12 protein-coding genes and 1 tRNA gene are annotated in these 11,617 nt (G+C 51.8%); 5 read left to right on the top strand and 8 right to left on the bottom strand.

What is annotated here, in order from left to right; genetic code table 11:
* Positions 1 to 327: 327 nt before the first annotated feature.
* The 5 genes from CX650_RS00680 to rpsU all read right to left on the bottom strand — a co-directional run bounded on the left by CX650_RS00680 (position 328) and on the right by rpsU (position 5,039).
* A tRNA-Ile gene (locus CX650_RS00680) sits at positions 328 to 404 on the bottom strand.
* Positions 405 to 584: 180 nt separating this feature from the next.
* Positions 585 to 2,432 carry an RNA polymerase sigma factor RpoD gene (gene rpoD / locus CX650_RS00675; RefSeq protein ID WP_101094736.1) on the bottom strand — a complete coding sequence of 616 codons (1,848 nt, stop codon included), beginning with the start codon at positions 2,430 to 2,432 and terminating at the stop codon, positions 585 to 587.
* A 133-nt stretch (positions 2,433 to 2,565) separates the two neighbouring features.
* Positions 2,566 to 4,293: a DNA primase gene (dnaG, locus tag CX650_RS00670; RefSeq protein WP_039034928.1), complete on the bottom strand. Its 1,728-nt coding sequence runs from the start codon at positions 4,291 to 4,293 to the stop codon at positions 2,566 to 2,568.
* Positions 4,294 to 4,373: 80 nt separating this feature from the next.
* On the bottom strand, positions 4,374 to 4,817 hold the full coding sequence (locus CX650_RS00665) for a GatB/YqeY domain-containing protein (RefSeq protein WP_039034927.1): 444 nt from the start codon (positions 4,815 to 4,817) through the stop codon (positions 4,374 to 4,376).
* Between the two features lie 6 nt (positions 4,818 to 4,823).
* The gene (gene rpsU, locus CX650_RS00660) at positions 4,824 to 5,039 is read right to left on the bottom strand and encodes a 30S ribosomal protein S21 (protein WP_006080725.1); all 216 of its coding nucleotides are present in this window, start codon (positions 5,037 to 5,039) and stop codon (positions 4,824 to 4,826) included.
* A gap of 196 nt (positions 5,040 to 5,235) precedes the next feature.
* On the opposite strand from rpsU, the gene tsaD reads away from it, so the two are divergent.
* Entirely contained in the window at positions 5,236 to 6,252 is a 1,017-nt protein-coding gene (tsaD, locus tag CX650_RS00655; protein ID WP_039034926.1) for a tRNA (adenosine(37)-N6)-threonylcarbamoyltransferase complex transferase subunit TsaD, read from the top strand.
* 99 nt (positions 6,253 to 6,351) lie between these two features.
* Here the strand turns inward: tsaD and plsY are convergent, their stop codons facing one another.
* The gene (plsY, locus tag CX650_RS00650; protein WP_373297541.1) at positions 6,352 to 6,948 is read right to left on the bottom strand and encodes a glycerol-3-phosphate 1-O-acyltransferase PlsY; all 597 of its coding nucleotides are present in this window, start codon (positions 6,946 to 6,948) and stop codon (positions 6,352 to 6,354) included.
* A gap of 275 nt (positions 6,949 to 7,223) precedes the next feature.
* Here plsY and folB point away from each other — a divergent pair, with 275 nt between their 5' ends.
* The 4 genes from folB to CX650_RS00630 are packed head-to-tail and all read left to right on the top strand — an operon-like array spanning position 7,224 to position 9,715.
* The gene (gene folB, locus CX650_RS00645; RefSeq protein WP_039034924.1) at positions 7,224 to 7,574 is read left to right on the top strand and encodes a dihydroneopterin aldolase; all 351 of its coding nucleotides are present in this window, start codon (positions 7,224 to 7,226) and stop codon (positions 7,572 to 7,574) included.
* A gap of 7 nt (positions 7,575 to 7,581) precedes the next feature.
* The gene (gene folK / locus CX650_RS00640; RefSeq protein WP_039034923.1) at positions 7,582 to 8,079 is read left to right on the top strand and encodes a 2-amino-4-hydroxy-6-hydroxymethyldihydropteridine diphosphokinase; all 498 of its coding nucleotides are present in this window, start codon (positions 7,582 to 7,584) and stop codon (positions 8,077 to 8,079) included.
* Positions 8,080 to 8,095: 16 nt separating this feature from the next.
* On the top strand, positions 8,096 to 8,896 hold the full coding sequence (locus CX650_RS00635) for an undecaprenyl-diphosphate phosphatase (RefSeq protein WP_101094735.1): 801 nt from the start codon (positions 8,096 to 8,098) through the stop codon (positions 8,894 to 8,896).
* Positions 8,897 to 8,905: 9 nt separating this feature from the next.
* Positions 8,906 to 9,715, top strand: a complete 810-nt coding sequence (locus tag CX650_RS00630; RefSeq protein WP_101094734.1) for a putative RNA methyltransferase — start codon at positions 8,906 to 8,908, stop codon at positions 9,713 to 9,715.
* A 130-nt stretch (positions 9,716 to 9,845) separates the two neighbouring features.
* Here the strand turns inward: CX650_RS00630 and CX650_RS00625 are convergent, their stop codons facing one another.
* Positions 9,846 to 10,112, bottom strand: coding sequence for an Lpp/OprI family alanine-zipper lipoprotein (locus CX650_RS00625; protein WP_025010519.1), 267 nt, complete (start codon positions 10,110 to 10,112; stop codon positions 9,846 to 9,848).
* Between the two features lie 227 nt (positions 10,113 to 10,339).
* Positions 10,340 to 11,581: a multifunctional CCA addition/repair protein gene (locus tag CX650_RS00620; protein WP_101094733.1), complete on the bottom strand. Its 1,242-nt coding sequence runs from the start codon at positions 11,579 to 11,581 to the stop codon at positions 10,340 to 10,342.
* Positions 11,582 to 11,617 lie beyond the last annotated feature (36 nt).

The raw sequence follows: 11,617 nt of genomic DNA, 5'->3' as shown, positions 1-11,617 counted from the left end.
CATGTCGAATGTAGGTTTGGTCATTTGAATATCCTTTTGGGTGTATATTACTCAAATGACACAGATTTATGAACACTACCACATACTGAGTCGAAATTCCGCTGACTTCTTCCCCCACATTATTTATCTTCGTTCTAAATGCCTGCTGTGTTGTGCTTCTTGCAAAGGACTAGGGCTATTTGCTGCGAACCACGTCTTGTATTCAGGCCCGTAAGCCAATGCAGAGCACACATGGGGCTTGTTCGCACAACTGAGTGATCGAAAATAAACATACCTAGAAACAACAAAGGCTTAGCTAAATTGAGTTAGCTAAGCCTTCGAAAAATATGGTGGCCCCTCCCAGACTCGAACTGGGGACCTAACGATTATGAGTCGTGTGCTCTAACCAACTGAGCTAAGGGGCCGGCTTAAGGCAATCGTCATCACCAGAAGCGGGAGAGAGTATACGAAGTTTAATTGCGCTTGTCACCCGTGTTTTGCGCATTATTGATGCTATTGCTTTCAAGTGGTTATCTGTTAATCAGACTTGAGTCTTAAAGGCAATAAAAAACCCCGCGATGCGGGGTTTTTGTACAAAAGCTTGTTTACTCGTCCAGGAAGGACTTGAGGATTTCCGAGCGGCTCGGGTGACGCAGCTTACGCAGTGCCTTGGCCTCAATCTGACGAATACGTTCACGGGTAACGTCGAATTGCTTGCCCACTTCTTCCAGGGTGTGGTCAGTGTTCATGTCGATACCAAAACGCATTCTGAGAACCTTGGCTTCACGGGCTGTCAGGCCAGCCAGCACCTCATGAGTGGCGCTCTTGAGGCTTTCGCTGGTGGCGCTGTCCAGTGGCAGCTCGAGGGTTGTATCCTCGATGAAATCCCCCAGATGCGAATCTTCGTCGTCCCCGATAGGGGTCTCCATGGAGATAGGCTCTTTGGCGATTTTCAGCACTTTGCGGATCTTGTCTTCCGGCATCATCATCCGCTCGGCAAGTTCTTCCGGAGAAGGCTCGCGTCCCATTTCCTGCAGCATCTGCCGCGAGATACGGTTGAGCTTGTTGATAGTCTCTATCATGTGTACCGGGATACGTATGGTACGGGCCTGGTCCGCGATGGAGCGGGTAATGGCCTGACGGATCCACCAGGTAGCATAGGTAGAAAACTTATAGCCACGACGGTATTCAAACTTGTCTACTGCCTTCATCAGACCTATGTTGCCTTCCTGGATCAGATCCAGGAACTGCAGGCCACGGTTGGTGTATTTCTTGGCGATAGAAATAACCAGACGTAAGTTGGCTTCAACCATTTCCTTCTTGGCACGGCGAGCCTTGGCTTCACCTATGCTCATGCGGCGGTTGATGTCTTTGATTGAGGCGATAGACAGACCCGTTTCGGCTTCGATGGCTTCCAGCTTGGCGCGGCAACGCAGCACGTCTTCCTCGACCATTTTCAGGCCTTCGGCGTATGGCTTGCCGGAGTTCATCTCAGCGTTGAACCAACTGATGTCGGTTTCGTTGCCGGTGAAGAGCTTAACAAAGTTCTTCTTCGGCATTTTGGCCTGTTCAACACAAAGCTTGAGGATCAGGCGTTCCTGAACCCGCACTTTGTCCATCATGCTGCGCATGCTCTTGACCAGACGGTCAAACTGCTTGGGCACCAGACGGAATTCTTTAAAAATTTCGCCGATGTGGAACAGAGCCGCGACTGACTCGGGGTGATCGCGTCCCTTGAGTTCGATGAGCTTCAGTGAGTTTTCATAGACGGCACGTAGTTGGCCGAAACGCTCACGGGCTTCTTCCGGATCCGGGCCTTTTGAGCCTTCATCTTCGGAATCGCTGTCGTCATCTTCGTCATCGTCGTCCATATCATCTTCATCATCCAGGTCTTCATCGGATAACTCTGAGCCAATATGGGTGGCGCTTGGGCCTACATTGTCTTCATCGGGATTGACAAATCCAGAGATAATGTCGGACAGGCGGATCTCTTCGGCCTCGAACTGATCAAACTGTTCGAGGATCATGGCGATTGCCTGTGGGTACTCGGCGACTGAGCTCTGTACCGTGTTGATGCCTTCTTCGATACGCTTGGCGATCTGAATTTCGCCTTCGCGGGTCAGCAGTTCCACTGTGCCCATTTCACGCATATACATACGCACTGGGTCTGTGGTGCGGCCCAGCTCGCTCTCGACTGAGGCCAGAGCTGCTGCGGCTTCTTCGGCGGCATCTTCATCCGTGCTGTCTTCCGACATCATAATGTCATCGACATCCGGTGCTTCTTCAAACACTCGGATACCCATGTCATTTATCATCTGGATAATATCTTCGATCTGGTCAGAATCGACCATATCTGCAGGCAAGTGGTCATTCACTTCTGCATAGGTTAGGTAACCTTGCTCTTTGCCTTTGGCGAGCAACAGTTTAAGTTGCGACTGCGGAGTTTGATCCATAGATATCATCCAAGTTGGGTAACTGTTACAACGATGGGCAGCGGCCTTGGGCTCTTGCCGCACAAATCGTCAATTATAGCCATGTGCGCATCCCTGTGCTAGTCCGGCGACCGGACCCATAAATTGAGAGAGCTTATTGGCAGCTTTTCATCGCTGCGATTAGCTTCTTAAGCTGTATTTTCTCTTCTTTAGTATGGGTCTGTTTCAGACTTAATTCCTGGTAACGTTGCTCAATGTATTGATTGTTCAGCCATACCAGGGATTTTTTGAACTCTTGCTCCAGGTTTTCATCCGCCACTTGATGCTCCCATTGGGCTAGTTTTCTCAGGGCAGAAAATTCGTCCGTATCCCTGAATTGCTCAAGTAGTTGTGCGCTGTTCATCTTCTGGGCGCGAGTCAAATCCAGTAATTCGACCAGCAAGTCTATGCCGGCCATCTGCAAATGCTTAAGAGCCGGTTGGGGGATCAAATTCAGCCCCAACTGTGGGTGTTGTACCAGCAAGGCGACGGCGAGTCGCAGCGGGGTACCCCGGCCCTTAAGCGCTTTATGCCGGGCAGAAGCCACCCCTTGGGGGCTCTTGAATCCCAGCTTCTTCTTCAGATCATCTGCGCTGTTCATGCCGAGCCTGTGTGACAGGTCTTCGAGCAATAGATTTTGCAGCACAGTATCTTGAATCTTTTCAATCAGAGCTATGGCCTGTTTCGCCAAGTTGCCCTTGTCTGTCCCGTATTTAGTGGTCAGGGTATCGAACAGAAACCCTGTCAGTGTTTGCGCTTCATCTATCAATGCCTCGAAGGCTTCTTTGCCTGTCTTACGCACCATGGAGTCGGGATCTTCCCCCTGGGGCAAAAACATAAAGCGCACTGTATCGCCGGGCTTAAGCAGTGGCAGGGCGGTTTCCAGTGCGCGCCAGGCTGCTTCTTTTCCGGCGTTGTCACCGTCATAACAGCAAACCACTTCTTTGGCGCTGCGCAGCAACAACTGAAATTGTTCGGCTGTGGTCGAAGTCCCCAGGGAGGCTACTGCATAATCGACCCCAAATTGAGCCAGCGCCACCACGTCCATATAACCTTCGACAATCAGCACTTGTCGGGGTTCTCTGTGAGCCTGCTTCAGTTCATAAAGACCGTAAAGCTCGTTACCCTTATGAAATATGGGCGTTTCCGGAGAATTCAAGTACTTGGGGGTACCATCTCCCAATACCCGGCCACCAAAGGCAATCACCCGGCCGCGTCTATCGCGGATCGGGAACATCAGTCTGTCACGGAAGCGGTCATAACGCTTACCGTTGTCGTTGCTGATAATCATCCCCGCAGTCAACAGTTTGTCCTGCGACTCCTGTTGTGAGCGGTAGCGACTCAGCAAGCCATCCCAGCCGTCGGGGGCAAAGCCTATGCCGAAGCGCTCGACCACCTGGTCTGATAATCCACGAAAGGCCAGATAGTCCAACACCTTCTGTTTGTCCTGGTGTTGTCTGAGCTGGCTTTGGTAATACCTGTTAGCCTCTTCCATCAACTGATAGAGATCGCGGCTGAGCCCTTCGTCACGACGACGATTGGGGTTATTCTCCCGCGGAACCTCCAGCCCCAGTTGGCTTGCCAGCTCCTCAATGGCATCGAGAAACTCGAGACGGTCATACTCCATGATGAAGTCGATGGCATTGCCATGGGCACCACAGCCGAAGCAATGGTAAAACTGTTTATCTCTGCTAACGGTGAAAGAGGGTGATTTTTCGCTGTGGAAAGGGCAACAGGCAGAATAATTCTTACCCGCTTTTTTAAGGGGTACTTTGTGATCGATTAGATCAACTATGTCTGTGCGAGCAATCAGCTCATTGATAAAATCACGAGGTATAGCCATCAGACTGAGTCATGCACCCTTGACCGATGTAAACAAACAAGCCGCGCAGATGCACGGCTTGTTCATACGTGGAAACCCGCTTATTGCAGTTTGGCACGGATCTGGGCACTAATTGCACCCATGTCTGCACGACCCTGAACTTTGGATTTCAACGCTCCCATTACTTTGCCCATATCCGCCATAGTGCTGGCGCCGCTATCTTGGATAGCCGCATCAATCAGCGCAGCGATTTCGCTTTCGCTCAGAGGCTGTGGCAGGAAAGTTTCAATAACTTGAATCTCTGCTGCTTCGACTTCTGCCAACTCCGGACGACCCGCTGCCTCATATTGGGCAATGGCATCACGGCGTTGTTTCACCATTTTGGTCAAGACAGCTATTATCTGCTCATCATTCAGAGTTTCGCGGGTATCCACTTCAATCTGTTTGATGGCAGCTAATGCCATACGAATCGTACCCAGGCGGACCTTCTCTTTGGCCACCAAGGCTTGTTTCATCTGGTCTTTCAGCTTATCTATCAGGCTCATAAGGAATTAGTATAAACGTACGCGACGTGCGTTTTCGCGAGAAAGCTTCTTGGCCAGACGCTTAACTGCAGCAGCTTTTGCACGCTTACGAGCAGTAGTTGGCTTCTCGTAGAATTCACGAGCACGCACGTCGGCCAGGATACCGGCTTTTTCACAAGAGCGCTTGAAACGACGCAGAGCTACGTCGAATGGTTCGTTTTCACGTACTTTAATAATTGGCATACGCCATCACCCCTTAGGTGTAAGTTTGTATTGAGTCAATCACTTGACCCAAGTGGATTTAAAATGGTGCGGAATTTTAAACCGACAGGCACTGAATGTAAAGTCCCTAAAGTAAATTCACTTTAGCCTACAACTGGAGAAATCTCCTGGTTAGGGGTAGAATTGGCGCCCCTTTTCAGGTGGAAAGATTTCATAGATGCGGGTTTTAGGTATTGAGACATCCTGTGATGAGACAGGAATAGCGGTTTACGACGAAGAGCAGGGGCTGTTATCCCATGCACTTTACAGTCAGGTCAAGTTGCATGCCGACTACGGTGGCGTGGTGCCTGAGCTGGCATCACGGGATCATGTGCGTAAAATAGTGCCACTGATCCGTGAAGCACTGGCCAAGGCCGATACCCGTATCGAAGATCTCGACGGTATTGCTTACACCAAGGGGCCGGGCCTTATAGGTGCGCTTTTGGTGGGGGCTTGCGTTGGTCGCTCCCTGGCATTTGCCTGGAATAAACCTGCTGTTGGTGTCCACCATATGGAAGGGCATCTGCTGGCGCCCATGTTGGAAGAGGATGCACCTGAGTTTCCCTTTGTGGCGCTCTTGGTTTCCGGTGGTCACTCCATGCTGGTGAAAGTAGAAGGCATAGGCAGCTATGAAGTCTTGGGTGAATCCATAGATGATGCGGCCGGTGAAGCCTTCGACAAGACAGCTAAACTGATGGGGCTGGATTATCCTGGAGGCCCAAGATTGGCTAAACTCGCCGCCAAAGGGGAAAAGTCCGGTTATAAGTTTCCCCGCCCTATGACTGACAGGCCGGGTTTGGATTTTAGTTTCTCGGGACTGAAAACCTACGCAGCCAATACCATAGCCGCCGAACCGGATGATGAGCAGACCCGTGCCAATATCGCCAGGGCATTCGAAGAAGCCGTGGTCGATACCATGGTTATCAAGTGCCGCCGCGCATTGGAGCAAACCGGCTTTAAGCGCTTGGTTATTGCCGGTGGTGTCAGTGCCAATACCCGTCTGAGAAGCTCACTGGCCGAGTTGATGCAAAGTCGTGGCGGCAAGGTTTTCTATCCCAGAGGCGAGTTCTGCACAGATAACGGCGCCATGATAGCCTACGCAGGCTTGCAGCGCCTCAAGGCCGGCGAGCGTGAGACGTTGGCGGTGAAAGGGCAGCCGCGTTGGCCGCTGGATACCCTGGAGGCGATTTCCTGAAGGAGCCTAGCTAACTCATCCTCTGTAACCTGAAAAGTAAAAGGCGCCAATGGCGCCTTTGCTGTTTTTGTGACAGTCGTTACAACCGTGCAATTGCTTCTATTTAGTGCGCCTGGAGCGCGACATTTTGGATTCTTCCCCCTTGAGCAGGCGGCGAATATTATCCTTGTGGCGGATAATGATCAGTGTCGATAGCATGGCCACCGGCAGGGTAAATCTGTCATCCAGCCACCAGGTATATAAAGGTGCCAGCAGGGCGGTAACCAGGGCCGCCAGCGAGGAATAACGGGTCAGTAAAACCACCACTAACCAGGTGCCCATCAAACACAGCGCCAAGCCTTCACCTATAGGCGCCATGGCACCGAGCGCTGTGGCTACGCCTTTGCCGCCCTTGAAACCGAAGAAAATCGGGTATATGTGTCCCAGGCAGGCGGCAATGGCTATCACCCCAAGCCAGACGGCATCTATCCCCATCAGATAAGCGGTATAAGCGGGCAGAGCTCCTTTGAGCATATCAAAGAAAAACACCATGGCGGCGGCCCAGGTGCCACCGATACGCAGCACATTAGTCGCGCCTGGGTTGCCGGAGCCTTTGCCTCTGGGATCCGGCAGACCCTTGAGGCGGCACACCAGCACGGCGCTGGAGATAGAGCCGAGCAGGTAAGCGGCCACAATCATCATTGGGGTCAGTACCATGGTACTCAAATTGGTTTCCTTACTCGTCTTAAGGTATTATCGCGCACATTGAAAAATGCAGCCCTTGCCCGGATAACCCAAGGTGAAAATCTTGACCACTTAATGGTGGTTGGAAATTTCGGGTTCATCTTGTCCTTCAATGCCTTATCCTACTTAAGATTGGGCCAGGTAGAAAGGGGCTGCCGTGAATATCTCCGGAACGCGTCGGATTATAGCGGTTTTATTGACGTTAGCTTATCTGACCTCAGGCCCGGCAGTTGCTAAGGGGGGATTTTATGGACAGAGTGCTGATACGGGAATTACAGATAGAGACGGTTATTGGGATCTACGAGTGGGAAAAACAGATACACCAGACACTGCTTATTGATCTGGATATGGCTTGGGATAACAGAGCCGCTGCAGACAGCGATGATTACAGCCAGGCGCTCTGCTATGAAACCGTCAGCAAGCGTCTTACCGACTTGATTACCGCAAAGCCTATTGAGCTGATTGAAACCGTCGCCGAAATGATAGCCCATTGCCTGATGAGTGAATTTGCAGTGCCTTGGGTCAAGGTGCGGGTGATGAAGCCCGGCGCCATTCCTTCGGCCAAAGCGGTCGGTGTTGAAATTGAGCGTGGTATCTAACGGCAATATGGCACATATCTACATCAGTCTGGGCAGCAATATCGACCCGGAACGTTATCTGCGTGCAGCTATCCACGAGCTGCACGCTGCTTTTGGCGAGCTGCTGTTGTCATCGGTTTACGAGAGTGAATCAGTGGGATTCAAGGGCAGCAACTTTCTCAATATGGTGGTGGGCGCTCATACGTCACTCGGTATTGCCGAAGTGGTGGCCTGTTTCAAGCAGATAGAGCTGCGCCATGGTCGGCTCCCGGGTGCCAAAAAGTTTGCTCCGCGGACTCTTGACTTGGATCTACTGCTCTACGATGACAAGGTCTGTCAGCAGCCCATTGTTTTACCCAGAGCCGAGATCCTGACCAACGCTTTTGTGCTTTGGCCACTGGCTGAACTGGCACCGCAAACCAAGCATCCTCTGGCACAACTCAGCTACCAGCAGTTGTGGCAGGAATATGATAAGGCCAGTCAGAAGCTCTGGCCTATCGCTTTCGATTGGGGCCTGTCGGCCTGATTTTTTAAGGACAATTATGGACACATTACAGGTCATTATCCTTGCCCTGATCCAGGGCCTGACTGAATTTTTGCCTATTTCCAGCTCGGCGCACCTTATTTTACCCTCTCAGTTACTCGGCTGGGAAGATCAGGGGCTGGCCTTCGATGTGGCAGTGCACATAGGCTCACTACTCGCTGTGGTACTCTACTTCCGTGCTGAAATCATAGCTATGCTGAATGCCTGGTTTGGCAGCATATTCAAGGGCAATCACAGCGCCGAGAGTAAACTCGCCTGGTGGATTATTCTGGCTACCATACCTGCAGTCATCTTTGGTTTTATGGCCAAAGATTTGGTTGAAACTTATCTGCGGGGGCCGGGTGTTATCGCCATTACTACTGTGATATTCGGTTTGCTGCTCTGGTGGTCAGATAAGATGGCTCGGCTTGAACTTACTGAGTATCAAACCGGTTGGCGCAAGGCATTGATGATAGGTTTTGCCCAGGCATTGGCGCTTATTCCCGGCACCAGTCGCTCGGGGATCACCATGACCGCGGCCCTGATGCTGGGGCTTAATCGCGAGGCGGCGGCGCGTTTTTCTTTTTTGATGTCGATTCCAGTGATCCTGGGCGCGGCGCTGCTGATGGGCAAAGATCTGCTCGAAGGCGGGCATGTGATTGACTGGCAAGCCTTGATTTTGGGTGTGGTGCTTTCTTTTGTCGCGGCCTTCACCTGTATTCACCTGTTTTTGAAGATCATCAGCAAGATGGGCATGCTGCCTTTCGTGATCTATCGTTTGGCGCTCGGCGCACTTCTGTGCGGCTTTATTTTTCTGTGAGGCTTTAAGATGAATTCAGTGCAATTTCAGTGCCCTGTTTGCCAGAGTGAACTCAGGCAACATCTGGCATCCAGAGGTTTTTACTGCGCCAACAAACATCACTTCGATCGCCAGGAAGACGGCTATTGGCTGCTGGCCAAGCCCAAGAGCGCGGCGGTACATGCCTTGTCGCGCCAGGCGTTGCGGGCCCGGCGTTTTTTGTTGCAGTCTGAGTTGATGGCGCCTTTGCATCAGGCGCTCAATCTCAAGCTGACCAGACTTGCTGAAAACTGTGAAGCTGTACTTGACCCCAACGCCGGAGACGGCGCTTTGCAGCAGATGTTGCAACTGCCGGAAGAGCTGCAACGCCTGTTAATCTGTGATGCGCAAAATGCAGCCTTCGCCGCAGCCAAGGCATTGCCTGAGGCGCAGGTTTTTCTCAGTGTTGCCAAACGTTTGCCCTTCGCAGATGCGCAGTTTTCACTGGTGACTCTGCTCGATGGTCAGCTCAAGGGCAAGGAGATCCCCAGGGTGATGAAGCCGAGGGCACATCTTATGATGTTGGCACCCGGGCCCAGGCACTTATGGCAGTTGCGTGAACAATTGAATGCTGACCTCAAGCAGCGGGAGTTCAGTATCAGCCTGCCGGCAGAGTTGACTGTGCTGGAAACCGAGAGCTTGAGTTTTTCGCTGGATGTCAGTGGCGAACAGGCGTTGACGCTTCTGGAAACCACCCCTTATGCTTGGCGTGCCGGTGAAAAGCAGAAACGCTCGATTGCCGGACGGGCCATCAAGGGATTGGAGCTGGATTACCGTTTGTTGGTGATTAAACGAAACTGAGTTTGAGCCTCGGATTTAGGCTGAAAAGTGAAGGTTAGCTGGAATCTTGAACAGGACTGACTGGAAGCCATTGTAGGCTTCAGCGAAAAGCAAATCGGCAACACCTTGGTGTTGCCGATCCGGGACTGAATTACTTCTTGTAACGAGAAGCAACGTTGTCCAAGCGGTCGTTAGCACGCTTAGCTTCAGACTGAGCGTCCATAGCAGCAGCTTTGGCATCTTTAACGTCAGCAGACAGTTTGCCTTGCTCTGCTTTCAGAGAGCTAACTTCGGCTGATAATTGATCAACTTTGTTGCCCAGGTTAGCAACGCTTTCTTCCAGAGCAGTGGTGTTGGCACAGCCACCCAGCAGAGCAGTCATTGCTACGCCAGCAATCATCAGTACTTTTTTGTTCATGAAGAAATCCCTTTAGATAGGTTGGATTTTTAATGGCTCGACTGCAAAACAGCCGACACCGCCTAATTATGTCATAGTCAATTTATTTTGCTACGAATATTCACGCACAGGCCACTTTACCTTATCGAATACTCATTGAATTGCCAAGTCTTTGGGAAAATAGCCAGTTTTTTTCGCTATTTTTTTAACATAACTGAAATTATCACTGTCAATATCTTGCCTTTCTCTCAGGAAACGGCGGAATTCAGTAACAGTTGCTTTTCTTGACGTACTGCAGCAATCCGCTGCTGAGCAAGTTCTACCCTGATGGCCGGGCCCTTGTGCCCTGCTGCTACTATGGGTTTGACATCTATCGCTGCTGCCACCGCAAAAAGCTGCCTCAACGCCTGCGCCTGAGGGTAGGGCGCTTGTTCAAGCCCGGTGCGGCCTCTGGCATCGGCCTCACAGGCCAGCGCCAGTTGCTCCAGGCGCTCTGGCTTGCGCCAGAAATCGGCTTTATCGAAGATTTTCACTATGGTTTCCGGTCTGAGCTCCACCAAATTATGAATATTTTGATGCTGATCGCTGACCAGCAACGCCAGATCTCGATACTCAGAAGGCACTCTGAGCCGCTCACACAGATTGCGGATAGGTGCCAGACCTTTCTGGCCGTGACCGTGATGTTTGGGCAGCATGTCGGCCGAGGTCAAAGCCTTACCGAGATCGTGTACCAGCGCGGCAAAACGCACCGCTTTGTCCTGGGTCAGTCTAGCGGCTTGCTCCAAAACCATAAGTGTGTGAATACCGCTATCGATTTCAGGGTGCCATTTGGCCGGTTGCGGTACGCCGAACAGGGCATCGATTTCCGGCATCAGTGCTTGTAAAGCCTTGGCCTGACGTAGAACTTCAAAGAACACCTGGGGCTGCTCGCAGCCGAGCACCTTATCCAGTTCCTGCCATACCCGCTCCGGCGTTAGTGCGCCAAGCTCGGGGCCAGCGGCAATTTCCTGCATCAGAGCCAGGGTTTCTGGGGCGATACTGAAACCTTGAGGCGCAAAGCGGGCGGCAAATCTGGCCACTCTGAGTACCCGTAGCGGGTCTTCAACGAAAGCGGGGGAGACATGCCTTAGCACCCTGGTTTCGATATCCTTTCGGCCGTTGTAGGGGTCGTGCAGTTCGCCATCCTCACTTTGGGCTATGGCATTAATAGTCAAGTCCCGCCGCAATAGATCTTCTTCCAGCGTGACGTCGGGCGCCGCATAACAGGAAAAACCGCCGTATCCCAAGCCTGTCTTGCGCTCGGTTCTTGCCAGGGCATATTCCTCTTGGGTTTTGGGGTGCAGAAACACAGGGAAGTCCTTGCCCACCTGCCGGTATCCCAGTGAGACCATCTGCTCCGGAGTCGCTCCGACGACCAGATGATCCCTGTCTTTGACAGGCAAACCCAATAGCTTATCGCGTACCGCTCCGCCAACCAGATAAATCTGCACGCTTGTGAATTCCTTATAATCGACTGCTTTGGTAAT

The organism is Shewanella indica (assembly GCF_002836975.1).
Lineage (GTDB): Bacteria > Pseudomonadota > Gammaproteobacteria > Enterobacterales > Shewanellaceae > Shewanella > Shewanella indica.
This window is presented reverse-complemented; position numbering and strand designations above follow the sequence as displayed.

What these genes read in the sequence shown, in the direction of transcription:
- rpoD (WP_101094736.1), bottom strand. Translation starts at nt 2,432, where the DNA reads ATGGATCAAACTCCGCAGTCGCAACTTAAACTGTTGCTCGCCAAAGGC.
- dnaG (WP_039034928.1), bottom strand. Translation starts at nt 4,293, where the DNA reads ATGGCTATACCTCGTGATTTTATCAATGAGCTGATTGCTCGCACAGAC.
- CX650_RS00665 (WP_039034927.1), bottom strand. Translation starts at nt 4,817, where the DNA reads ATGAGCCTGATAGATAAGCTGAAAGACCAGATGAAACAAGCCTTGGTG.
- rpsU (WP_006080725.1), bottom strand. Translation starts at nt 5,039, where the DNA reads ATGCCAATTATTAAAGTACGTGAAAACGAACCATTCGACGTAGCTCTG.
- tsaD (WP_039034926.1), top strand. Translation starts at nt 5,236, where the DNA reads ATGCGGGTTTTAGGTATTGAGACATCCTGTGATGAGACAGGAATAGCG.
- plsY (WP_373297541.1), bottom strand. Translation starts at nt 6,948, where the DNA reads ATGGTACTGACCCCAATGATGATTGTGGCCGCTTACCTGCTCGGCTCT.
- folB (WP_039034924.1), top strand. Translation starts at nt 7,224, where the DNA reads ATGGACAGAGTGCTGATACGGGAATTACAGATAGAGACGGTTATTGGG.
- folK (WP_039034923.1), top strand. Translation starts at nt 7,582, where the DNA reads ATGGCACATATCTACATCAGTCTGGGCAGCAATATCGACCCGGAACGT.
- CX650_RS00635 (WP_101094735.1), top strand. Translation starts at nt 8,096, where the DNA reads ATGGACACATTACAGGTCATTATCCTTGCCCTGATCCAGGGCCTGACT.
- CX650_RS00630 (WP_101094734.1), top strand. Translation starts at nt 8,906, where the DNA reads ATGAATTCAGTGCAATTTCAGTGCCCTGTTTGCCAGAGTGAACTCAGG.
- CX650_RS00625 (WP_025010519.1), bottom strand. Translation starts at nt 10,112, where the DNA reads ATGAACAAAAAAGTACTGATGATTGCTGGCGTAGCAATGACTGCTCTG.